The organism is Pleionea litopenaei (assembly GCF_031198435.1).
Classification (GTDB): domain Bacteria; phylum Pseudomonadota; class Gammaproteobacteria; order Enterobacterales; family Kangiellaceae; genus Pleionea; species Pleionea litopenaei.
The window spans coordinates 2826650-2848825 of sequence record NZ_CP133548.1; the positions used below are offsets into that span (position 1 = coordinate 2826650).

At 45.3% G+C, this 22176-nt stretch carries 23 protein-coding genes and 2 riboswitches; of the genes, 2 read left to right on the forward strand and 21 right to left on the reverse strand.

Translation table 11 applies throughout. The features are described 5' to 3' along the window. Positions 1 to 23 precede the first annotated feature (23 nt). The 16 genes from Q9312_RS12685 to Q9312_RS12760 form a co-directional block, all read right to left on the reverse strand. Positions 24 to 1844, reverse strand: coding sequence for a TonB-dependent receptor domain-containing protein (locus tag Q9312_RS12685; RefSeq protein WP_309201225.1), 1821 nt, complete (start codon positions 1842 to 1844; stop codon positions 24 to 26). A gap of 57 nt (positions 1845 to 1901) precedes the next feature. Next, a riboswitch (cobalamin riboswitch) is annotated at positions 1902 to 2041 on the reverse strand. A 32-nt stretch (positions 2042 to 2073) separates the two neighbouring features. Further along, entirely contained in the window at positions 2074 to 2934 is an 861-nt protein-coding gene (locus Q9312_RS12690) for a cobalamin-binding protein (RefSeq protein ID WP_309201226.1), read from the reverse strand. Next, positions 2931 to 3524, reverse strand: a complete 594-nt coding sequence (gene cobO / locus Q9312_RS12695) for a cob(I)yrinic acid a,c-diamide adenosyltransferase (protein WP_309201227.1) — start codon at positions 3522 to 3524, stop codon at positions 2931 to 2933. The genes Q9312_RS12690 and cobO overlap by 4 nt, the downstream gene beginning before the upstream one ends. 1 nt (position 3525) lies before the next feature. Next, on the reverse strand, positions 3526 to 5010 hold the full coding sequence (locus Q9312_RS12700) for a cobyric acid synthase (RefSeq protein WP_309201228.1): 1485 nt from the start codon (positions 5008 to 5010) through the stop codon (positions 3526 to 3528). Next, positions 5007 to 5654, reverse strand: coding sequence for a histidine phosphatase family protein (locus Q9312_RS12705; RefSeq protein WP_309201229.1), 648 nt, complete (start codon positions 5652 to 5654; stop codon positions 5007 to 5009). Before Q9312_RS12705 ends, Q9312_RS12700 begins: the two co-directional genes overlap by 4 nt. Then, positions 5647 to 6198 carry a bifunctional adenosylcobinamide kinase/adenosylcobinamide-phosphate guanylyltransferase gene (gene cobU / locus Q9312_RS12710; RefSeq protein WP_309201230.1) on the reverse strand — a complete coding sequence of 184 codons (552 nt, stop codon included), beginning with the start codon at positions 6196 to 6198 and terminating at the stop codon, positions 5647 to 5649. The genes Q9312_RS12705 and cobU overlap by 8 nt, the downstream gene beginning before the upstream one ends. Beyond that, on the reverse strand, positions 6195 to 6968 hold the full coding sequence (locus tag Q9312_RS12715; RefSeq protein ID WP_309201231.1) for an adenosylcobinamide-GDP ribazoletransferase: 774 nt from the start codon (positions 6966 to 6968) through the stop codon (positions 6195 to 6197). Before Q9312_RS12715 ends, cobU begins: the two co-directional genes overlap by 4 nt. A gap of 1 nt (position 6969) precedes the next feature. Further along, the gene (gene cobT / locus Q9312_RS12720) at positions 6970 to 8007 is read right to left on the reverse strand and encodes a nicotinate-nucleotide--dimethylbenzimidazole phosphoribosyltransferase (protein ID WP_309201232.1); all 1038 of its coding nucleotides are present in this window, start codon (positions 8005 to 8007) and stop codon (positions 6970 to 6972) included. Between the two features lie 13 nt (positions 8008 to 8020). Next, a complete protein-coding gene (locus Q9312_RS12725; RefSeq protein ID WP_309201233.1) occupies positions 8021 to 9055 on the reverse strand; it encodes a FecCD family ABC transporter permease in 1035 nt (344 codons plus the stop codon). Further along, positions 9052 to 9840: an ABC transporter ATP-binding protein gene (locus Q9312_RS12730; protein WP_309201234.1), complete on the reverse strand. Its 789-nt coding sequence runs from the start codon at positions 9838 to 9840 to the stop codon at positions 9052 to 9054. Before Q9312_RS12730 ends, Q9312_RS12725 begins: the two co-directional genes overlap by 4 nt. A 125-nt stretch (positions 9841 to 9965) precedes the next feature. Continuing rightward, a riboswitch (cobalamin riboswitch) is annotated at positions 9966 to 10146 on the reverse strand. Positions 10147 to 10209: 63 nt separating this feature from the next. Then, positions 10210 to 10770 (reverse strand): thioredoxin family protein, encoded by a 561-nt coding sequence (locus tag Q9312_RS12735; RefSeq protein ID WP_309201235.1) that lies wholly within the window; start codon positions 10768 to 10770, stop codon positions 10210 to 10212. A gap of 31 nt (positions 10771 to 10801) precedes the next feature. Next, positions 10802 to 11338 carry a M23 family metallopeptidase gene (locus Q9312_RS12740; protein ID WP_309201236.1) on the reverse strand — a complete coding sequence of 179 codons (537 nt, stop codon included), beginning with the start codon at positions 11336 to 11338 and terminating at the stop codon, positions 10802 to 10804. Next, positions 11319 to 11708, reverse strand: a complete 390-nt coding sequence (locus Q9312_RS12745; protein WP_309201237.1) for a VOC family protein — start codon at positions 11706 to 11708, stop codon at positions 11319 to 11321. The genes Q9312_RS12740 and Q9312_RS12745 overlap by 20 nt, the downstream gene beginning before the upstream one ends. A 23-nt stretch (positions 11709 to 11731) precedes the next feature. Continuing rightward, positions 11732 to 12247: a TIGR00645 family protein gene (locus tag Q9312_RS12750; RefSeq protein ID WP_309201238.1), complete on the reverse strand. Its 516-nt coding sequence runs from the start codon at positions 12245 to 12247 to the stop codon at positions 11732 to 11734. 19 nt (positions 12248 to 12266) lie between these two features. Next, positions 12267 to 12476, reverse strand: a complete 210-nt coding sequence (locus tag Q9312_RS12755) for a hypothetical protein (RefSeq protein WP_309201239.1) — start codon at positions 12474 to 12476, stop codon at positions 12267 to 12269. Next, positions 12476 to 13111 (reverse strand): DUF1285 domain-containing protein, encoded by a 636-nt coding sequence (locus tag Q9312_RS12760; protein ID WP_309201240.1) that lies wholly within the window; start codon positions 13109 to 13111, stop codon positions 12476 to 12478. Before Q9312_RS12760 ends, Q9312_RS12755 begins: the two co-directional genes overlap by 1 nt. Positions 13112 to 13155: 44 nt before the next feature. Between Q9312_RS12760 and Q9312_RS12765 the strand changes: the two genes are divergently transcribed. Continuing rightward, complete coding sequence (locus Q9312_RS12765; protein ID WP_309201241.1) at positions 13156 to 14322, forward strand: alkane 1-monooxygenase; 1167 nt, start codon at positions 13156 to 13158, stop codon at positions 14320 to 14322. Here the strand turns inward: Q9312_RS12765 and tusA are convergent. The 5 genes from tusA to fadB form a co-directional block, all read right to left on the reverse strand. Further along, positions 14319 to 14576, reverse strand: coding sequence for a sulfurtransferase TusA (gene tusA / locus Q9312_RS12770; RefSeq protein WP_309201242.1), 258 nt, complete (start codon positions 14574 to 14576; stop codon positions 14319 to 14321). The genes Q9312_RS12765 and tusA overlap by 4 nt on opposite strands. Positions 14577 to 14752: 176 nt before the next feature. Then, positions 14753 to 15253, reverse strand: coding sequence for a Spy/CpxP family protein refolding chaperone (locus tag Q9312_RS12775; RefSeq protein ID WP_309201243.1), 501 nt, complete (start codon positions 15251 to 15253; stop codon positions 14753 to 14755). 221 nt (positions 15254 to 15474) lie between these two features. Continuing rightward, positions 15475 to 16932: a high affinity choline transporter 1 gene (locus Q9312_RS12780; protein ID WP_309201244.1), complete on the reverse strand. Its 1458-nt coding sequence runs from the start codon at positions 16930 to 16932 to the stop codon at positions 15475 to 15477. Between the two features lie 163 nt (positions 16933 to 17095). Next, positions 17096 to 18256 carry an acetyl-CoA C-acyltransferase FadA gene (fadA, locus tag Q9312_RS12785; protein WP_309201245.1) on the reverse strand — a complete coding sequence of 387 codons (1161 nt, stop codon included), beginning with the start codon at positions 18254 to 18256 and terminating at the stop codon, positions 17096 to 17098. Positions 18257 to 18291: 35 nt separating this feature from the next. Further along, on the reverse strand, positions 18292 to 20430 hold the full coding sequence (gene fadB / locus Q9312_RS12790; protein ID WP_309201246.1) for a fatty acid oxidation complex subunit alpha FadB: 2139 nt from the start codon (positions 20428 to 20430) through the stop codon (positions 18292 to 18294). A gap of 407 nt (positions 20431 to 20837) precedes the next feature. Here fadB and pepQ point away from each other — a divergent pair, with 407 nt between their 5' ends. After that, positions 20838 to 22166 (forward strand): Xaa-Pro dipeptidase, encoded by a 1329-nt coding sequence (gene pepQ / locus Q9312_RS12795; protein ID WP_309201247.1) that lies wholly within the window; start codon positions 20838 to 20840, stop codon positions 22164 to 22166. The last annotated feature ends 10 nt before the right edge of the window (positions 22167 to 22176 follow it).

Sequence of the window (22176 nt, forward strand, 5' to 3'; positions counted from 1 at the left end):
TTGCTCGCTGGCGAGACGTACATTTAAAAGTTAGCGTAGGTGACCGTTAAATAAGCTTCACGTTGGATAGGCGTATAATTATTCAAGCTTTGAATATCTTCATCACTTAAATTATTAATTTTTAACTGCATTGCTAATCGATGACTGATTTGGTAATTGAGTCCAATATCAATAGACGAGTAACTATCGAGCATAACTGCTCCGTCAGGTCGTTCACCGGTGTATTTAACGATGGCAAACCATTCTAATTGAGACTGGTTATAAGTGATTTGGTAGCTAGCAAGTTGTTTTGCCCGTCGATTAAGTTGTCTATTGGATTCGTTATCTTTCGCATCAACGTAAGTTGCTGCGATTCGATGATTAAAATTATTTTGTTGAAAATCGACACTAATATCGGTGCCCTTGATGGTTGCGCTATTGACATTGACCGGTTGATAAAAGAAATTGGCGTCGGCTTGCCAATCAATCAAGTCGTCTATGTCATTATCATAGACACTGATGGATAGCCGTGTATCGGCATTGTTCCACTTCACTAATAGCTCATTCGATTTCGCATACTCAGGTTTTAACAAAGGGTTGCCTGAAGAGTAAAGACCAGAAGGGTAGTAGAGATCATTAAACGTTGGCGCTTTAAATGCTTCTGCGGTTGATACGGCTACTAACCAATGCTCATTTGGCCGATAACCTAGGCTTAAATTATAGGTTGTTTCGGTATCAACATTTTCAACGTCGTCATAGCGCAAACTAATTTCACTTGAAAACCGAGCAACTTGAAAAATTGAATTAATAAATGCGCTATTGGTAAATCGTTCGGTAGTCGCATAATTGGTTGATGACTGCGCAACTTTGTCTTCAAACCATTCAAGACCTCCAGTCAATTGCCAGTGGTCGTTTATTTTCCTTCCGATACTACCACTGGCTTGATTTCTTTCCGTTTCGAAAATACCGGCCATCGCTCTAGTGATGCCATTTCCATAATCAATGGAATGATCCAAACTATGTCTAACCGCGAGTTCCGAATTCCAATCATTTTCTTGATAAATATAGCGAATATTGAGCAGTGTATTCTCAAAGTCTGACTCGTTGCTTCCGCCATAGGCATTGTCATATTCTGAGTTACCGCGCGTATGTCTTAGCGTCCAGTCCAAAGCAAGAACGTTAGATAAACTGTAATCACCTTTAATTGCGGCGGCCACTCTTCGATACCCATCGTCATCCGGTTCAGCGCTTTGTAGAACATCGAATCCTTCGCTCGCTTCACTGCTAACCGTTATGGTATTTTGAATTTTCTCATTACCAAAACCAACCGCTAAATGTCCGCTTTGAGCATGATGACTACCTGCGGTTAAGTTCACTTGATATTCTTGATGTCCCAACCGTCGAGTAAAGATTTGTATAACGCCTGAAATGGCATCGCTTCCCCACAACGAAGCTCTGGGGCCTTTAACAAACTCAATGCGTTCAATCAGCGCAACAGGAATAGCATTGATTTCTTTAACGCCTAGCGTGGCTGAACCAACTCTTACTCCATCGATCAATATCAAAGTATGTCCGTTATTTCCGCCACGGGTATAAACGCTTGATGCTTGTCCATGTCCGCCACTGCGAGTCACGTCGATGCCAGAGAAGGTCTCTAATAAATCTGTCACCGATACGGGATTGATCTTTTCTATATCTTGTCTTGATAACACTTCAATAGCAGCAAGCGCATTGGTTGCGTTTTGCATACTTCGATTAGCGGTTACCGTAATGGTTTTATCTTTCGTGTCCATTGGTGGCAAGTCGTCTGCAAAAGCGGTTTGTAGTGCTGACGCTAAAAGTGTGATTGTGTAAATATTTTTCATGGTTTCCTCAATAAGTGCGCCCACCGCGCATATTATGATTAAGCCTTTGCTTAATCTTTACTTCATAATCTGTTGGCCGGTCTCCGGGCTAAAGTCACGAACGACTCATTACCGTTGCGGGGGCAGCGATGGGATCTCACCATCTTCCCGTTACAATTCGATTCTTCGTCAAATCACCAAACAGGCTTTTGTTTTCAGTTATTGTAATGTCCCGTAACTGAGTCGAGATTTAGCGAGCCGAATTAATCGCCTCACAAAGTTGCTCTAGTCCATCGAGCGCCCGTGGCGTAAATCGATGTAGAATATCGCCATGAATAACAAAAAGGCGATTGTGTTGTACTGCGTGTATTTCAGGCCATTTATCCCAAATTTCCTGCTTACCCAAAGCGGAACCCGAATGGTGAGGGATTATAATGACATCGGGGTTTTTCATGACCACCGACTCCATTGATACCACCGGATAATCACTGTCACTTTCGTTAAAAATATTTCTTCCGTTACAGTCTCGTATCATTGAAGATATCCAGCTTTTGGGTCCTAGTGTTCGTAAAGGATCATGCCAAAGTTGATAAAAGACTTTTACGGGTTTACTCGATTGATAGCGAGTGACTATTTTGTGGTATCTTTTATCGAGCTTTTCAACCAGCTGTTTCGCATTGTTTTGTAGATCAGTTGCGTCTCCGAGGCGTAGCAAATCTTTGCTGATATCCGAAATATCCTTTGGCTCGGTATAAAACATTGTATATCCCAAAGATTCTAGTTTTCTAAGGTCGTCTTCTTTGTTGGTTCCTCTCGATGCAACTATTAAATCGGGATCGATCGCTATGATTTGTTCAAGCTGCACGCCAGTATAGCTACCAATACGAGGAATGGATTTAGCGGACTCTGGGTAATCTGCGTATTCAACGGTTCCTTTAATTCTGTCGCCCGCGCCAATCGCATAAAGCATTTCGACTAGATGAGGTGTTAATGCGATGATTTTTTGTGTTTTAGAATTATCTTTTGAAGGCGTTTGAGCAGCGATGTTGACCGAAACGGAAACGCTGCTAAGCAAAAAGATAAAATGAGCGACGAGTTTAAAATGTTTCACCAATCAACTCCTTTGCGAGCTTTAATGCCGGCTTTAAATGCATGTTTTATATCTTTGATTTCGCTAACCGTATCGGCCATTTCTCTTAGTTCACTAATCGCTCCACGACCGGTCACGATCACCGACTGTTGCTCAGGACGATTTTTCAAAGCCGCCAATACTTCGTCTTTTGGCAAGTAGTCGTAGCCGAGCATATAGGTTAACTCATCGAGTAACACCAGGTGATACTGCGGATCATTTAAGAATATTTTGGCTTGTTCCCATACTTCAGTAGCCGCGGCAATATCGGCTTCTCTATCTTGAGTATTCCATGTAAATCCGGTGCCCATGACGGCAAAGGGCACGCCATGTTGTTCAAGAAGGTTGCGTTCGCCGCAATCCCATTGGCCTTTAATAAATTGAACAACCGCGGCTTTGTATCCATGACCCACACAGCGAGCGACCGTTCCAAAACCAGCCGTACTCTTACCTTTGCCATTACCCGTGATAACCAACATGATGCCTTGCTCTATTTGAGCTTGGGCGACACGGGCATCGACTTTTTCTTTTTGTTTTTGCGCTTTAATTTTATGTTTTTGATTTCTATCCATATTAGGACTCCTGATCCATTGATAGCTTTAGCAGAGCATCAATATTTAAGTGCTCTTCAAAACAGTCTGCTAAGCGATCCAATTCTTGCATTCGAATTTGGTTCCAGTTGATCGATTGAACACGCTCGCCTGAGACCCATTGAAGTAGGGAAGAGAGAAACTCAGGATGCTCAAATAAGCCGTGAATGTAAGTTCCAAAAATTTGCTGACAATCAGACACGGCACCGTCTGGGTAATGGTCACCAAATTGATCGTTAAGTTGACTAAAGGATTTCAGTGGCTCCTGATGAGTTGAGACGCCACAATGAATTTCATAGCCAGTGATCTTTCCGTGCATGGTGCCCAATGAAAAAGTGCCGGTGATCTGCTTGAGTTGTTTGTTCGGTCGTAATTCAGTGTCTATGGGTAACAAATTTAAACCCTCACTACTGCCCGCAGTTGATTCGACGCCCATTGGATCACTGACACTTCGCCCGAGCATTTGATAACCACCACAAATGCCTAAGACTTTTCCGCCGAAGCGTAAGTGACGTTGTAAATCATGATCCCACCCTTGTTGACGAAATAACGTCAGTTCAGCTCGAACGTTTTTGCTACCCGGTATAATTATGAGGTCTGCCTTTCCTAATGAGGAACCTGGGGGTACGAAGGTTAAATTTACCTTTGGGTGCCAACGTAATGGATCAAAGTCGGTATGATTACTGATTCTTGAAAGCACAGGTACTTTGATCTCAATATTGCCCCGATGATCTTGTTCGTCGACTTGAATGGCATCTTCTGCATCCAGTTTTAAATGGGGTAAGTACGGCAACACACCGAACACTGGTTTATTGCGATAGGTTTCTAGCCAATCTAAACCCGATTGCAATAAATCCAGTGAACCGCGAAATTTATTGATAATAAAACCTTTAATTCGATTTTGCTCCGACGGCGAAAGCAAATCGTGAGTGCCGACAAGGTGTGCAAATACTCCGCCTCGATCGATATCACTGATCAAAACCACCGGACAATTGACCGCTTCGGCAAATCCCATATTTGCAATATCGCGTGCGCGTAAATTAATTTCAGCAGGACTACCGGCGCCTTCAATGAGCACGACATCGTATTGTTGCTGCAACCGCCGATAGGATTCTAAAACGCGATCAAATGCTAACGCTTTGATTGAGCCAAATGTTTGCGCTTCAAGCTCAGACACCACCTGACCATGAATAATGACTTGCGAGCGTTGATCGCTGCTTGGCTTGAGTAACACGGGATTAAAATCGGTATGTGGCGCTAAGTCGCAGGCGAAAGCTTGCAACGCTTGCGCTCGTCCGATTTCGCCTCCTTCAGCGGTTACTGCACTATTTAGTGCCATATTTTGTGGCTTAAAGGGAGCGACAGACATACCTCGACGATGCAGTAAACGACACAAACCGGCGACCGTGATGCTTTTGCCTGCATCGGAGGTTGTGCCTTGAATCATTAAACCATCGGGTAAAATCATACGACACACCCAGCGCTATTTAGTTGAACCAGCTTCGGGAACATCGTTTTATCTTCGAAATGAAATAAGGACAGCTTGGTAATACTGCCGTAGTCAATGGTAAGACGTTGAAACTGATGGCCGAGCTCGACAGTCATCTCTAAACACCAAGCGATAAGAGAACGAATAACCCCGGCGTGCGTAATAATCAATGTACTTAATGTCGGACAACCTTGTACTTGTTGACAAAAGCCGTTTACAACCCTTTGATGAAATTCTAACAGGGGTTCTCCATCGGGAGGGGTGTGCTTACTTGGGTGCTGAAAGAAGGCGGAACTGTCTTCTGGATAGCGACGGTGGAGTTCAGCGTAGGTGAGTCCATCCCATGCACCAAAATAACACTCTTTAAGTCGCGAATCGAAGTCGATGGATTGATTAAGTTGATGACCCAGCTTCTCGGCAAAGGCTGCACAGCGTTGCAACGGGCTCGAAACGATACGCTCAATATCTGAAAGTTGATCACAGGCGACTTGCATTTGTGACCAGCCTAGCTCATCGAGATGGCTATCGGTGTGACCGAGCAATGCATTACGTAACTGTGGCTGGCCATGTCGTAGCAAATATATGTGCTGTTCAATCGCTTTGCTGGGTGCTGAGTTAGTCATGATCATTCACTCTAGCAGTGGTGGTCGATTTTAACGTTAGTGGACAGCCAGCAACGACGAGTGTGACCTCCGTAGCAATGGCTGCTAATGCTTGATTTAACCAACCGGCTTGATCAGCAAACTGACGCGACAGCTCTCCCATTGGCACTATGCCGCTCCCGACTTCATTGGAAACGATGACGATAGGCTTTTGGCGTTTCAGTAACTCGTCAATTAACGCGTCCCTTTCTAGAGTGAATGCTTCCGGATCATGACTGCATAACCAGTTACTCAACCACAGGGTCATACAATCGAGTAAAATCACGCTGGAATTTTCGTTCGATGCAATCGCCTCTGCTAAATGAAAAGGTTCTTCAACCAGTCGCCAATGGTTTGGTCGACTGAGTTTATGTTGTGAAATTCGTTCAATCATTTCGTCATCGCCCATGGTGGCGGTGGCGAGGTAGGTCACAGGCTGGTGAGTGTCTTGTGTAAGATTGCTCGCGAGTGTCTCAGCAAAGTGGCTTTTTCCTGATCTTGCTCCACCGAGCACTAAATGTATCATTTCACGGCTCCAAATTGAGTGACCAAGACGAGGTAGATAACGATTTCAATAACCTGTTGAGTGCAACCAAGCGTGTCTCCCGTAATGCCGCCAAGTTGACGTTGAAACAGCAAAGCGCAAACACCAGTCACGGCAACACAACTGATCATCAAAGGCAGAAGGGCATCGGGAAAAATCAGTAACGCGGGTGCTGCAATGATTAAATTGCATAGCAACTCGTTAAGCCGCATATGATGAGCGATTGGTTTAGATTTAGAGGATAACTCTGAGCTGACGTAAGGCATGAAATAAATTAATGCGGATGACATGGCTCGACTTAAAGGATGCGCAACCAGCAAAACCAATGCAATATTTGGCAAGTGTTGTAAGGCAATGAATTTGGTGGTCAATACGCTCCATAAACCGAGTGCTCCGTAACTTCCTAAGCGCGAATCTTTCATGATGTCGAGTTTTTGTTCCTTGGTCCAGCCACCACCTAAGCCATCACAGGTGTCGGCCAATCCGTCTTCATGGAAACCTCCAGTCAGAAACAATCCAGCGATCATGGTGAGTAGAATGGCGAGGCCTTGTGGCAACCAATGACTGAGCGTAAGGAAAATAAGTGCGCTAGCCGCCGCGATGATCCATCCAACGAAGGTGAAATATCGAGCACTACTATTGAGCCGCTGCGGGCTGTATTCGAGCTGTTGCGGCATCGGGATTCTAGTAAAGAATCCGATCGCCAACGCCATTAGGCTGATCTGGTGTCGAATAGGGGCAGCCCAATTCATGTTAAACGCTCACACCGGCCGATTCAAAGCTGGCCATGTCATTGTAGAAGCTGGCTGCTGCTCGCAATAAGGGTATCGCTAAGGCCGCTCCGGTTCCTTCACCTAGTCTCATTCCTAGGTTTAATAAAGGCGTTCCGCTGAGACTTTTAAGCATACGCTGATGACCCTGCTCATTAGATTCGTGGCAGAAAACCATATAATCAGCGACATTGGGCGCAATTTTTTGGGCAAGTAATGCGGCTGCCGTGGTGATAAAGCCATCCACTAAAATGACACTTTTGGCCTCCGCTGTTGCCAACATGGCACCGGCGATCTGACCTATTTCAAAGCCGCCAAGATTGGCCAGTATATCGATCGGACAATGTAACTGTTGAGCATGTAATTGCAACGCACGTGCAACGACATTCAGTTTACGTTGCAGCGCTTCATCGGTTATTCCGGTGCCTCGACCAACGCATTCGTCAGCGGGGATTTTTAATAGAGCGGCCATCATGGCAGCAGCACTTGAGGTATTCCCTATGCCCATTTCACCAAAACCGAGAGTATTACAGCCTTGGCGAAGAAAGGTTTGCGCGATTTCATGACCGGCGAGCAACGCCTGTTCTGCTTGTGAGCGTGTCATCGCCGAATGTTGCGAGAAGTTTTGCGTGCCACGAGCGATGGCTTGCTGAATCAAGTCGGGATGATCGATCGCCGTCATAATGCCAGCATCGATCACGGAAAGCTCAATTTCAGAACTTCGACAGAAGCAGTTGATGGCCGCACCGCCGTGCAAAAAATTCAACACCATTTGCGCGGTAACCGACGAAGGAGCAATACTGACGCCTTCTTCTGCGATTCCATGGTCAGCTGCAAACACTAAAATTCTTGGCGCTTGAATCGTGATTGAACTTGGCCCAAGAATGGATGCTAATTGTGTTGCGAGTGTTTCGAGCTGGCCAAGAGAGCCAGGCGGTTTTGTTTTCTGGTCGATTCGCATTCGAATGGACTTGTCGTGTTGACGATCCAACGATGAAATATTGAAAGAGTCTGTAAACATAATCAGTGTTAACTTAGTTAATATCGCGTTGACTGCGCGACTTAAGAATGACAAAAAAGAAAAAACTTCCCACAGCTGAAGTGACAACGCCGACGGGCAACACCTGATGCTCTAGCAATGAGCGAGAAATAACATCGACCCAAATCATAAAAGCGCCACCCAGTAATGTGCACAACCACAAAATACGATGAATTTGTGCACCAATTAAAAAGCGACACATATGCGGGATCATTAATCCTACAAATCCAATGCCACCAACATGGGCAACCAGCACGGCAGTGATCGCTGAGCAGATGATTAACATAATTAAACGCAATTGGCCGACCGGCACACCCAAGGTGTGAGCGCTTTCTTCACCCGCTTGAATCGCCGATAACCAACGCCGAAAAAATAAAAAGATAGTGAGGCCGACGATCACAAAAATGTAGGGAAGCCACAGTTCACTCCATTGACTGTTTGAGAAACTGCCCATCATCCAAAAAAGTAACGAAGCCGCTATTTCTGGTTTGGAGTAATACAATATCAAACTGGTAAACGCACTTAACATAAATGAAACAGCCACACCGGCGAGTAACAAACGTTCGACGTGTGATGCTGCTCGACCGGCAAGCATTAACATGAGCGCAACTGAAAATGCGCCACCAATTAGCGCACCAAAAGTCACGGATAAAATTGCACCGGGAACCAATGCCATAACAGTGACCGCCCCTAAAGCTGAGCCAGATGAAATACCAAATAAGTAAGGATCAGCAAGTGGATTTCTTGTTACGCTTTGTAAAATCGCGCCGCAAATGGCTAAGCCAGAACCGGTAACCAATGCCATCAAGATGCGAGGAAATCGAATTTCCCAAATGATTCGCTTTTCAATGGCCGTTACATTGCAAGCGCTATTGCAGGTAAGCGCTTGGTAGACTTGCGACAATGTTAATTCAACACTGCCACTCGCTAAAGCCAGCGCAAAAGTCAGTAATAGAAATATTGCAGCAGCGATCACTATGCTGGTGTAGTGAAGGCTAAAGCCATGCTGTTTGACAGCGTGATAGCTCATGACGGCTTAGCCAAATTAAAGGTAATTCTTTGCCCATCATGAAATGGATGCGAATCAACGGCACTACTCACCCCAAACACATCAGCAATATGTTTTTCACATAAGACTTGTTGTTTGTCACCATCCGCAACGATTCGACCATGATCTAAAAGTATCAAGCGATCGCAAAATGCGGCCGCTAAGTTTAGATCGTGAATACTCACGATAACGGTAATCTTTAATGAGCGTGCTAAATGTAAAACTTCTAGTTGATGGCGAATATCAAGGTGATTCGTTGGCTCATCCATTAACAGCACTTGTGGCTGTTGCACAATCGCTCTAGCAATCATTGCGCGTTGTTTTTCGCCGCCCGATAAACTATTGAAGTTTTGTTCTAATTTATCGTTTAAATCGACTTGCTTGCAGGCCTTTACGACACGATCTCGATCGTCACTGGTATCGAAGTCCAATAAACCCTTGTGTGGAGTAAGTCCCATGGCGATGACGTCAAATACTGTTAATTCGAATTGGTTTGGGGGTTCCTGCAATACAACCGCCACTTTTTGTGCAAGTTGTTGTCTTGAATACTCAGCAAGGGATTTTTGTTGAAAGGCTAGAGTCCCGCGGGTGGGAGTGATCTTTCGATAAAGGCAGCGCAACAGCGACGACTTACCGGCACCATTAGGGCCTATCAGGCCGACAAACTCACCCTGACCAATCGCAAAGCTTAAGTCATTAAGAATAAGTTTATCTTGTACCTGCCAAGATAAATGTTGTGCGGTATAAACCGGATGTTCGACTGCCATTTTTACTCCGAAAATGGTCGGAGCAGGGAGAGGGTGAAGCGGTAATCAGGAGTCAAAACGTGAGACAGGTCTGTTTAGCGCAGCACCGAGTAGCCCGCTCGGAAAATACTGACGTAAAGCACTCTAAGGGCGTTACGTTTACGGCAGGTCTCCTGACTTACAGAGTTTGCCTCCAGGCCCCTTCCCAAACACCTACACGTGCTCAGTGGAGTCGCCTTTCGCTCTGTTTACAGTTGCGGGTACAGTCACGGATTTTCACCGTGTTCCCTATTAAGTGCAAAGCACACCGAAATCTGGGGGCGAGTATAACACACACCGATGCCAACCCAAATCTCATTTTTGAATTTAAATCTCATTTTTGAATTAGTATCAGTTGGCGACCATGGACGCAGCAATATTAGCCGCTTGGGCGATGTCTTGATCCCACGTTAGATGAGGGCGCTCAACAATGCGCAAAAGCTCATGCTTCGACTCACCGGTCACTATTAAAGTGGGTGTATATCGAATTTTTAGCGATTGTCCCAGTTCGCCTTTGATTTTTTTGTCGTAACCAACATCGACGAGATGTAAGGTTAGGTTGGGGTTATTGGCCTGTTTTAATAGTTTAATTATCAAGGGTACTTCGCGTTCGCTGTCGTGACACCAGGTCCCATAAACTAGCCAAAGAGTGAGTGGTTGCTTTATCGATCGCAGTCGAACAATGGCTTCTTCCGACGGTGTGTATTCTTGATACTTAGACTGAAACTTCCCGTACTTTTTTAGTAATTGATCCGCTGTGAGGTATCGCTCACCGGAGGATATAGAACCTTTATTTGAAGCAGTCTCTTTGGCTAAATGTTCGGGTGGTTTGCCTGCTTGAACGTGAACCGACTGACAACCGAAGGAGATGCTTAGTAGTAGTACATAAAAGAGAGTGGTTAAAATTTTCATAGCGAATATCCAGTTATGCTACAGCAAGTCTTTAATGGTTGATGAGATAGTTGTTAGGGTCTAAATAAAACATTTTCTTCCAGCCTTGAGTTGAGCTATCTACTTTCCAAAAATAGGGCAGTAACGTCACAATGCTAAAATGTACATGGGCTGGTTTGTTGGTTGCGTTTCCAGATTGCCCCACGGTTCCAATTCGTTCTCCAGCTGTGACCAATCTAGGATTGGCATTCGAAAATGATTCGAGGTGAGCATAGTAAGAGAGTTTAAACTCGGGTCCTAATATCATTATAACCTTCCCGCCTTTGGCCAGTTGCCCTCGGAAGACAACGATGCCATTGTGCGCCGCCACGACAGGCCGACCTTTGTTCGCGAAAATATCGATGCCCCTGTGGGTCACTGAACTTCCCCAAGGTTCAAACCAAAAGGTTTGCGTATTCCAGTCGTCTTTGGAGGCTCCTTCAACGGGTATTTGCCAATGCTGCGGTAAAACAAAAATTAAAAAAATAACAATACTAATGCATCCATAAATGACATGACGTTTACGCATATTAGTTTTGTGTTGCTTCATTATTGAAGACTTCAGTCGAGTGCAGCGCAATGGTATTACCTTCGCTGTCTAGAATAATTGCTCGAGAGCCATGGGGACCAATAGAATGCGGTGGCGTCAGAACTTTGCCACCGAATTCAGCGACTTTTTTTACCGCCTCGGCAAGTCTTTGATCAACGTTAAAGTAAATCAGTGTGCTGTCATTTAATGGTTGAAAATCTGCCTTAGGGACAAGGCATCCTGACACGTCGTTGCCTTGATGTTCGAACACTGCGAAACGAAAAGATTCGAATTCTTCAATTTGGCATTTGCGATCAAGCACCGCTTGGTAAAATGTTACCGATCGATCTAAATCTTTGACGCCTAAATCAATCCAAACGAACTGGTTCATGTTTTTTTCCTTATGATGCTTTATCAAGAGTCCTTTTTAGATTGACCTGAAGACATGCGATCCATTAAAGCGAAAAGTACACCTGCAATAACAAAAACAGAAAAAATAATAACCATCCATAACACCTGCGTATGAGAGTAGTTATTAATATCTAAATAAACTTTAAGCAATTCTATCGCTGAAATAGCCGCGATGGAGCTGATAACTTTAACCTTTAATGAGGAAAAGCCGACTCTTCCTAACCAACTTGGTCGCTCTTGCTGATTCTTAATATCCACACGCGACACAAAACTTTCGTAACTACTAAAAACAATAATCACTAATAAATTGGCCATCAAACATAAATCAACGAGCGTCAATACCTTTAAAACAAGCGTACTTTCATCGAGGCTAAAGACTTGCGGAACTAATAAAATCAAATCTTCGAAAAAGCGGAGCAGTAAAAGAAGAACCGCAATGATCAAGCCAACATAGAAGGGGGCAAGTAGCCAGCGCGAAGAAAACAATCGTTTCTCAAATCCGTGTTCTATGTGCTTCATAGAAGAACCTCTCGTCTATTTAACGTTTTTGCAACAATGGAATAGTCCAGTTTAGTAAAGAGCCCACCGCTACAATTAAGGCTCCAGCAATAAATAATTGCAGGTTTAGTGTCGCAGATATCCAAGCAAGGTTGAAGTATTGATGACAGAAAGTAGGAATGATCAACACAAAACCAGCGACGTAACAAATAAGTGCTAAAAGGGGAGGTCTGCGAAATTGAAGTTTCATCAATCAATGCACCCCAATGAAAAGGATTCGCCGCAACTTTCGATCACAAGGTGAGTGCGGCCACCCTGTTCAACAGTTTGAGCGTTTTCAACCAGTTGGTAGAAGACATTTCGATGGATAAGTGCGTGCAAATTATCTCTTACTTTTACATAAGGAGACGGCTCGCCAGTGATTGGATCTTCAATGACCCAAATAGGATGATCAGCGTCGACGGTAAACTGATGGTCAAGGTTATCGGTGAATATGATGGTGGGTAGCTGGTTTACGTGTTGAATTTCCATAAGAACGACAATAAACGGAGCATCGTCGACTTGAATGCCAATCTTCTCGACGGGAGTCACCAGAAAATAGTTATCTTTTTCTTTTCGCAGAACCGACGCAAACAACTTAACCAATGCTTGTCGGCCAATTGGTGTGCCCATGTAAAACCAACGACCATCGCGCTTTATCACCATGTCGATATCGCCGCAAAATGGCGGGTCCCACTGATCAACTGGAGCGCCTGAAGGTTGCTTTAGTTGTTGTTGAAGCGTTTGTAGATCCAATACTAATTCCTTGAGTTGCGCCAGCGATTCGATAATGAATGCGATGTCGATGCAAGAGAGGCACTTGCCACAAAAGTATATTTTAGCCAATATTGGAACCTAAGGTACAGGAGCTCAAGGTACGGGATCAAATTATGTGGACGAAAACCTTTCGCAGTGACAGTGGTGATACTTATGTCGATCACAAGCGAGGACTCTGGCTAATCTCTTTGCTTATTCCAATGATGACTTTGCTTGGGCCTTTTGGCTACTTAATGTCTGGCAATGAGTGGGTCTTGGCCATTCCTATTGTGGTTTTCTATGGGCTCATTCCGCTGCTCGATAAAATCATCGGCGAAGATACCAGTAACCCTCCGGAGTCGATTGTTCCACAATTAGAAGCGGATCCCTTTTATCGTCTGATTACTTTTCTTTTGGTCCCTATGTTGGTAGCTGGATTTGCGTTTACCGCATGGTTCGCCGTTAACCAACCATTATCAACTTGGGGTTGGATTGCGGTCGTCGTGAATAATGGATTTTTGTGTGGTTATGCGATTAACCTTGGTCATGAAATGGGTCATAAGACATCACTATATGAGCGTTGGGCAGCCAAGGTTTCTTTATCCTTAGCCGCTTATGGACATTTCAACGTCGAACACAACCTTGGTCATCATGCGACGGTGGCGACGCCAGAGGACTCTGCGTCTTCAAAGCTGGGTGAATCGATTTATGGCTTTTTTTGGCGAGAATATCCAGGCGCCTTTGTGCGCGCGTGGCGTTTAGAGGCAAAGCGGTTGTCGCGACGAAAACAGTCAACGTGGAATTGGAACAATGAGGTTTTGCAAAGTGTCATTGTGGCCTTAGTTATTTATGGCACCATCGTTTTATGGTTGGGAATAGAGGTGCTACCTTTCTTATTAGCGACGGCACTGTGGGGAGGCTTTCAGCTAACGTCGGCCAACTATATCGAGCACTATGGTTTGCAGCGTAAGCGCATGGACAATGGTCGATTTGAATTGTGTAAGCCTTGCCACTCATGGAACAGTAACTATTTACTTTCGAACTGGTCGCTCTTTCACTTGCAACGTCATTCCGACCATCATGCTTACCCAATGCGACGCTATCAAAGCTTGCGTCATTTCGATGAGAGCCCACAACTTCCCGCGGGGTATTACACGATGTTTTTGCTCGCCTACTGTCCCCCTCTGTGGTTCAAAATAATGGATCCTCTGGTCTTGAAACATGCGCAGCAGGACCTTGAACGGGTCAACGTCTTGCCGCAAAAAAAACAGCTGTATGAAGCCATGATTCAGCGTGCTTAGTGCTTTTTTATCCAGTAACAGTAAGGAACCTCTAGGGTTTCTGATGCGAGCAATTGGTGATCCATAAACTGGCAAAATTTTGGTATATCACGAGTCGTTGAGGGATCATCGGCAGTCACTTTTAAGATCTCACCAGAATTGAGTTCTCGTATGGATTTTCGAATCATCATTACGGGTTCTGGGCAAATGAGCCCAAGAGCATTTAACTCTTTATCGACCACTATGTCTTGTGGTGAATTGCTGGCGTTTGGCATAAATTCCGCCTCGGAAAACTGGGTTCATCGTGCACTGGATGCAAACCAAGATGTCGAATTTGGAATGCACACTATTCATCGCTGATTATAATAGATTCTTGTGATGGTCTAAATGGTCTCTAGTGCATTAGGTGGCGTTTTAGTCGAGGTCCAGCTAGCCACCATTCGGTCATACTCTAATCAAATAAGGTTTGTTGTTCTTGGTTGAGTAAAGGATAGAGCACGTCGACGACTTGCTGGGTTTGCCGTGTTTCTTTGAGTCGAATCTTCATATGTGATTGCCGCAACTGCAGCATTTGTTGAGTGGTAAATGACTCTTGTGTTTGTTTAAGTTGACGCAACTGTTGGCGCCGCTTGATCCGGTTTTCAACTTGCTCAAGCAGTGTGAGCTTGAGTTTGTTCCAAGCCGGTTGTTGTTCAGGCGTCAAGTTTAGGTGTGCTGCGAGAGTTTCGAGTCGTTGCTCAGCCTGCTCGCGTTTTTGTTGGAAGGCTTGTGAGAAGTAATCAATGAATTCTTGATCGGCAAAGTTCTCGTTGAGTTCGTTGATGGCATGCGCAAAGCCGCTGCCGAACAATAGGCTCAAGCAACTTAGCCGGCACAGCCAAGCACGCCGGAACTTCGACCATGAGCTATCGATGGTGAAAAGGTCTTTTGATCGTTTGAGTTTCCTTGGCACCTTATTTCCTTAGTGACTGATTAATCCATTGATCGTGATGTGGCCGTATACCTATGTCGGCTCGATTGTCTCCTGCTGACACATTTGTCTCAAGCAATCACGATAGTCTCCTGTAAAAAGAGGGTTTAACTCAATTCTCGTTTAACCCTCTTCTAGTCTATCGCTTCTATCGATACTGCACTGTGTAATTTGACACAGTTACTGTGCGTCTTAATGCCAATTTAGCTTTCTGAAACAGGATCCGCCATTGTTTTGTCGGGCACATTTTTGTTAGGTATCACCAAGCTAACCACAATCATGGCAATGATCGCGGCAAAAAAACCGTAGAAATGCGGTGGTATCGGTGAGTCTGTGAGAATAAACTCCAGCGGCAACCAAACCAGTAAACCGGCAACAATGGAGGCGATGGCGCCAGCGTTACTGGAGCGCTTCCAATAAATTCCTGCCACTAAAGGAACCAGTGCCATGACTAAAGTGACTTTGTATGCACTTTCTACCATATGATGAATGCTGGTTTGTTGCTGCAACGACCATAACGAATAGCCGACAACCAAAAAGCCGAATGCCAAGACGGTCGCTCGCATTAACCACAATAACTGTCGATCGTTGAAGTTTTTATTGTGAATAAACGGTCGAATGACATTTTCTGAAATGGTGACAGCGGGAGCAAGTAATGCACCACTGGCGGTACTCATAATGACGGATAGAAGTGCCCCAAAAAATATTACTTGAGCATACAATGGCATGTGTCCGATGATAAAACTTGGCAATACCATTTGTGGATCTTGCTCGCTGATGCGACTCATCGCTTCTGGCTCAACGATGAAAGCGGCGTAGGCTAAAAATAAAGGTACAGCAGCAAAGGCTAGGTAAGCGATTCCACCGAGAATAGAACCCCAAACGGCTATTGATTCCGTTTTTGCAGAGTTCGCTCGTTGAAAAGTATCTTGTTGAGGTATCGAGCCTATGCCCATGGTGAGAAACCCGGCGGTGAAGGTTATGATGGAGGCCCAGGTTAACTCAGGCCAGAATTCAAATTTTCCTGCAGCAGCAGCATGCTCAACCACCGGAGAAACTCCACCGGTTAAGTCAGATACCAACACCGCAATCCAAATTAATCCGGCAACAATCACGATCATTTGAACAAAGGTCGTGATCGCTACCGACCACATACCGCCGAACAAGGTGTAAACTAAAACGATGGCTGCGCCAATAACAACACCTAGCGGCATACCAATGGCACCATCGGTTAATACATTTAACACTAATCCTAACGCTGTGATTTGAGCAGATACCCAACCTAGATAACTGATGGCTATGGCTAGCGCGACAGCGACCTCAACATTCTGCCCAAAACGATTACGATAAAAATCGCCAATGGTTAATAATCCTTGTCGATATAGCGGGCGAGCGAAAAACAAACCAAAGAAGATCAAGCAAAAGGTAGCACCGAAGGGATCTGAAATGAGTCCGCCTAAGTTTTCTTCGACGAAGGTACCAGGAATACCTAATACGGTTTCTGCACCAAACCAGGTTGCAAACACCAAAGCAACCACCACTGATATGGGTAGATGTCGTCCGGCATTCACGAAATCTCGAGAGTTATTGACCTTGGTGCCACCATAGATTCCAAGGGCGAGTGAAAGCACCAGATACACAATTACAAAGCCCAATAACATAACCAAGCGCTCCCATCAGTCGCAGCGTAAAAAGGGGCTAATATAATTCAGATTGCGGTTGTTTTGCGAACAATAAATTCGTTCGTTACGGACAAATTAATTAATGGAGAGAAAGTAGAGTCCCTGAAAGATCAGAGACTCTAATGGAGGATTAACGAGCTAGTTAAACACGCTCAAAAACGGTTGCGATACCTTGGCCCAGACCAATACACATAGTCGCGACACCGAGTTTCGCATTTTTTGCTTCCATTAATCGTAATAATGTTGTGCTAATGCGTGCACCTGAACATCCGAGAGGATGTCCGAGCGCGATGGCACCACCATTTAGGTTTACTTTTTGATCCATCACATCCAGCAGACCTAAGTCTTTCAACACAGGAAGTGATTGTGCAGCAAATGCTTCATTTAACTCGAACAAGTCAATATCGTCGACGGTTAAACCCGCACGCTTAAGCGCTTTTTGAACCGCTGGAACAGGACCGTAACCCATAATCGCCGCGTCACATCCTGCAGACGCCATGGCACGAATTTTAGCGATCGGTTTTAAGCCCAACGCTTTGGCTTTGTCGGCGCTCATCACGAGCATGCCAGACGCACCGTCAGATAGCGCTGACGCATTTCCTGCGGTAACGGTGCCAGTCGGATCAAAAGCAGGTCGAAGTTTACCAAGATCTTCAACGGACGAGTCAGCTCGTATAACTTCATCAAAGTCGAAGGTTTTTAATGCGCCACTGGCGTCATGACCTTCTGTCGGCACGATTTCAGCGGCAAACAGGCCTTCATCGGTCGCTTTTTGGGCTTTTTGATGTGATGCAAACGCAAATTCATCTTGTTGCTGACGCGAAATACCGTGCATTTTACCCAATAACTCAGCCGTGAAGCCCATAAAGCCAGAGCCTTTCGCCGCATATTTTGCCAATTGTGGAGCAAAGTCGACGCCATGGTTCATAGGTACGTGGCCCATATGCTCAACGCCACCGATGATGTAGGTGTCGCCATGGCCGGTCATAATACCCTGCGCGGCCGCGTGAAGTGCTTGCATGGATGATCCGCATAAGCGATTGATCGTTTGTGCCGGAACGCTGCGTGGGATGCTCGTCATTAGCTGGGCATTACGCGCAATATTGAAGCCTTGCTCAAGCGTTTGTTGAACACATCCCCAAATCACATCTTCAATGTCGGCGGGGTCGAGTTGCGGGTTGCGATCAACCAATGATTGCATAATGTGCGCAGATAACTGTTCTGCACGGACATTTCGATACATGCCACCGCGAGAGCGTCCCATTGGGGTACGGATGGCGTCGACGATTACTACTTCAGTCATAATTGATTCTCCTGAATACGGTGTTAAGCAAAGGCTTAGTAAAACGTTTTGCCATCTTTGGCCATGGCTTGTAAGCGCTCCGGCGCAGCGTAAGCGGCTCCAAGATGTTGATATTTTTCAGCTAGTTGCAACAAATTGTCGATGCCAATGCTGTCAGCGTACTTAAGCGCACCGCCACGGAATGGAGGGAATCCTAATCCGTAGACAAGCCCCATATCGGCCTCAGCAGGAGTCTCGACGATACCTTCTTCAAAGCATCGGATAACTTCGAATACCATTGGTACCATGAGTCGCTCAACAATTTCTTGGTCGGCAAACTCTTTGCTCGGTTGACCAATAATATCGAACACGGATTCTTCAACCACTTTTTGCGGACGTCCCTTCTTGTCTTTGCTATAAGCAAAGAAGCCAGCGCCGTTTTTCTGTCCGTATTTATCTTGCTTGTACAGTAATTCCACAGGATCATTGGCTAAAGCACTCATTCGCTCAGGGAAACCGTCTGCCATGACACCCACACAATGAACGGCGGTGTCTATACCAACGACATCAAGCAAATAAGACGGCCCCATCGGCCAGCCAAATTTTTCCATCGCTTTATCAACCTGTCTAAAGTCAGCACCTTCTTGAAGAAGTTGGCTGAACCCTCTGAAATAAGGGAATAGAACGCGGTTGACAAAAAATCCAGGGCAGTCGCGAACAACTATCGGTGATTTACCTATAGCACTTGCATAAGCAACGACTGCAGCGACCGTTTCGTCCGATGTTTTTTCGCCGCGAATAACTTCGACTAATGGCATCTTATGAACCGGGTTGAAAAAATGCATGCCACAAAACTGCTCTGGTCGTTTCAAGTTTTTGGCTAACAAATCAATTGAGATAGTAGATGTGTTAGAGGTAAGAATCGCATCATCGGCTAACAGGCCTTCAACTTCACAAAGCACCGCATCTTTGACTTTCGGATTCTCAACAACGGCTTCAACAACAATATCGACAGGCTTAACATCGTCGTTGTTTAACGTTGGCTTGATCGCTGAAAGCGTTTTTGCCATTTTCTCAACACTCACTTTGCCTATTTGCATGCCTTTGTTGAGAATTTTCATTGCTTCGCTCATGCCCAAGTCTAGAGCATCTTGGCGAATGTCTTTCATAACGGCTGGAACGCCTTTAACTGCCGATTGGTAAGCAATGCCGCCGCCCATGATGCCGGCGCCAAGCACACCTGCCGTGTTGATGGCTTTAGTGGCCGCTTTGCTGGCAATTTTTGCTTTCTTTTTGAGTAATTGGTCGTTCAGAAATATTTGAATCAAAGAGTCGGCTTGTGGGGTTTTCGCTAAGTCGACGAACGCTTCATGTTCAATTGTTAGCGCTTCGTCGCGGCTCAAGCCGGCACTTTTTTCAATCACAGCAATGGCCGCCATGGGTGCAGGATAGTTCTTACCAGCTTTTGCTCCAACCATACCTTTGGCGGTATTGAAAGCCATGACTGCTTCAAGTTTATTCAGCTGTAAAGGCGCCTTTTTCTGAGCGCGACGACCTTGCCAGTCGAGTTTATTCTCAGCTGCGTCCTTTGCCATAGTGATGGCGACGTCTCGCAACTGTTCTGGTTCGCAAACCGCATCGATGGCGCTCACTTTTAACGCCGCATCTGCTTTGTGCTGTTTTGCGGTCGCAATCCATTCAATAGCATTATCTGAGCCGATAACTCGTGGCAATCGAGTGGTTCCGCCAAAGCCAGGGATCAGTCCAAGCTTTGTTTCCGGTAAACCAACTTGAGCGGCGGTAGAAGCAACGCGTAAGTCACAGGCTAGGACCATTTCCATACCACCACCTAAGGCGAACCCATTAATGGCGGCTACCGTAGGGAAAGGAAGGTCTTCAAAGGCATTGAAGATACTGTTTGCTTGCGCGGTCCACTGTAACAACTCCTCGCGAGAATTGGCGAAAAGTCCTTGGAACTCAGTAATATCAGCGCCGACAATAAAAACTGGTTTGTTACTGGTTACGATGGCTGCTTTTACATCTTTGGCTTGACTCAACGCCTCGGCAACCGACTTTAGTTCTTCAAGCGTCACGCGGTCGAACTTGTTTATTGACTCATTTTTGTTGTCGAAGCACACCTCGGCGATACCATCGTCGAGTAGCTGACAAGTCAGTGACTGGCCTTCAAATATCATGTTATTGACTCCATCCTGTACAGAGAAAGTGAAAAACCTCTTATGATCAGAGGCTTATAATTTTGATTCGGTTCAGTATGCACCTTTTTGGTACACTATTGCACTGCATTAAAGCTTCATAGTAACACAGTTAACTGGTCAGACAAGTGGTTGATCAGTCGCCGCGTTTTACGTCTGACGAAGTTCCAATAGCTTAGCCAAGCTCTATGATTAGGTAAATCCTAAAAATGAATATTCAGTAGGGTTTGGGGTGTGTAGAACCCTGCTTATTCCAGCGCGATAGTTCCACTGTGCCTGTCAAATCGGAGGGTGGTTTTCCCGGCTATAGCATTCTGTATAATGTGCCCTGGTTTATTTATTCTAGTGTTGGTTGTTTTTTACAGCTGACCCATGGCAAAAGGTGTTTTATGGCAATGATTATCGAGACTGGCTATTCACAACATATTGAGGCGCTACTCAAGCGCTACCAACAGTTGTTGGCTGAACATAATTACGATTACCTAGTGATTCCTTCCGGTATGCCCATTCGAAAATACCTTGATGACATGGATTACCCATTTAAAGTTAATCCGCACTTTAAAGCACTGCTTCCGCTGACCGATCATCCACATTGTCAGATTATTATTCCTCAGACAGGAAAACCTCAGTTGCTTTATTATCAGCCAGTTGATTTTTGGCATACAGTGCCGGCGGATCCCAGTGGTGCTTACACCGAGTTCTTTGAGATCCAATTAATTGCCCGCCCCGAGCAAGCATTACCTTTAATTCCTAAGGACGGGCGCGTGGTTTTGATGGGTCGAAAAGAAGGTGTGTTGGAGGCCGTTAGTTTTTCAGCACAAAATCCAGAGTCACTGGTTTATCCTTTGTATTGGGATCGCGCGTATAAGTCGGCTTATGAAGTTGAATGCATCTGGCAAGCCAACCGACTCGCGGCAAAAGCGCATAACGCAGCGCGTGACGAGTTTTATCGAGGTGGAAATGAGTTTTCAATCAATAATGCCTACTTAGTGGCCGCCAATGCGTTAGAAAATGACATGCCCTATGGGAATATTGTCGCACTGAATCAGAATGCGGCTATTTTGCATTACACCGACTGTCAACGGACCACTCCGAACAAACATTTTTCGTTTTTAATCGATGCTGGGGCTGAAGTGAATGGCTATGCGTCAGACATCACGCGTACCTATTCCTACGCAAAGAATGATGAATTTGCCGACCTTATTCAGGCAATGGATGAGATGCATTTGAACTTGTTAGAACAGATCAAGCCGCAACAATCTTACGTTGATTTACACGTACAAGCGCACCATCGTATTGCTGACATATTAAAACGCTTTGATTTTGTTACAGCATCGGCTGACGCACTGGTTGAATCTGGCGTTTCAAGTGCATTTTTCCCGCATGGTTTAGGGCACCAACTAGGCTTGCAAGTGCACGATGTTGGCGGTCATCAAAGTGAGAAAGCGGGGGGCACAACACCACCTCCGCAAGAGCATCCGTTTCTACGTAACACGCGAACGATCGAGCAGCATCAGGTGTTAACCGTTGAACCGGGTTTGTACTTCATTGACAGTTTACTAGATGATGTAAAGCAAACGGATCTCAATGATGCGATCAATTGGGAAAAGATAAATCAGTTTAAAGTCTTTGGTGGCATACGTATCGAGGATGATATTTTAGTCACCGCAGATGGGCATCGTAATTTAAGTCGCGAAGCCTTTGCTGAAGTTGAATAAACGGAAAATA

Bases quoted from the DNA above. Each gene is read 5' to 3' on its own strand.
- Q9312_RS12685 (WP_309201225.1), bottom strand. From the start codon at position 1,844: ATGAAAAATATTTACACAATCACACTTTTAGCGTCAGCACTACAAACC.
- cobO (WP_309201227.1), bottom strand. From the start codon at position 3,524: ATGGATAGAAATCAAAAACATAAAATTAAAGCGCAAAAACAAAAAGAA.
- Q9312_RS12700 (WP_309201228.1), bottom strand. From the start codon at position 5,010: ATGATTTTACCCGATGGTTTAATGATTCAAGGCACAACCTCCGATGCA.
- Q9312_RS12705 (WP_309201229.1), bottom strand. From the start codon at position 5,654: ATGACTAACTCAGCACCCAGCAAAGCGATTGAACAGCACATATATTTG.
- cobU (WP_309201230.1), bottom strand. From the start codon at position 6,198: ATGATACATTTAGTGCTCGGTGGAGCAAGATCAGGAAAAAGCCACTTT.
- Q9312_RS12715 (WP_309201231.1), bottom strand. From the start codon at position 6,968: ATGAATTGGGCTGCCCCTATTCGACACCAGATCAGCCTAATGGCGTTG.
- cobT (WP_309201232.1), bottom strand. From the start codon at position 8,007: ATGTTTACAGACTCTTTCAATATTTCATCGTTGGATCGTCAACACGAC.
- Q9312_RS12725 (WP_309201233.1), bottom strand. From the start codon at position 9,055: ATGAGCTATCACGCTGTCAAACAGCATGGCTTTAGCCTTCACTACACC.
- Q9312_RS12730 (WP_309201234.1), bottom strand. From the start codon at position 9,840: ATGGCAGTCGAACATCCGGTTTATACCGCACAACATTTATCTTGGCAG.
- Q9312_RS12735 (WP_309201235.1), bottom strand. From the start codon at position 10,770: ATGAAAATTTTAACCACTCTCTTTTATGTACTACTACTAAGCATCTCC.
- Q9312_RS12740 (WP_309201236.1), bottom strand. From the start codon at position 11,338: ATGAAGCAACACAAAACTAATATGCGTAAACGTCATGTCATTTATGGA.
- Q9312_RS12745 (WP_309201237.1), bottom strand. From the start codon at position 11,708: ATGAACCAGTTCGTTTGGATTGATTTAGGCGTCAAAGATTTAGATCGA.
- Q9312_RS12750 (WP_309201238.1), bottom strand. From the start codon at position 12,247: ATGAAGCACATAGAACACGGATTTGAGAAACGATTGTTTTCTTCGCGC.
- Q9312_RS12755 (WP_309201239.1), bottom strand. From the start codon at position 12,476: ATGAAACTTCAATTTCGCAGACCTCCCCTTTTAGCACTTATTTGTTAC.
- Q9312_RS12765 (WP_309201241.1), top strand. From the start codon at position 13,156: ATGTGGACGAAAACCTTTCGCAGTGACAGTGGTGATACTTATGTCGAT.
- tusA (WP_309201242.1), bottom strand. From the start codon at position 14,576: ATGCCAAACGCCAGCAATTCACCACAAGACATAGTGGTCGATAAAGAG.
- Q9312_RS12780 (WP_309201244.1), bottom strand. From the start codon at position 16,932: ATGTTATTGGGCTTTGTAATTGTGTATCTGGTGCTTTCACTCGCCCTT.
- fadA (WP_309201245.1), bottom strand. From the start codon at position 18,256: ATGACTGAAGTAGTAATCGTCGACGCCATCCGTACCCCAATGGGACGC.
- fadB (WP_309201246.1), bottom strand. From the start codon at position 20,430: ATGATATTTGAAGGCCAGTCACTGACTTGTCAGCTACTCGACGATGGT.
- pepQ (WP_309201247.1), top strand. From the start codon at position 20,838: ATGGCAATGATTATCGAGACTGGCTATTCACAACATATTGAGGCGCTA.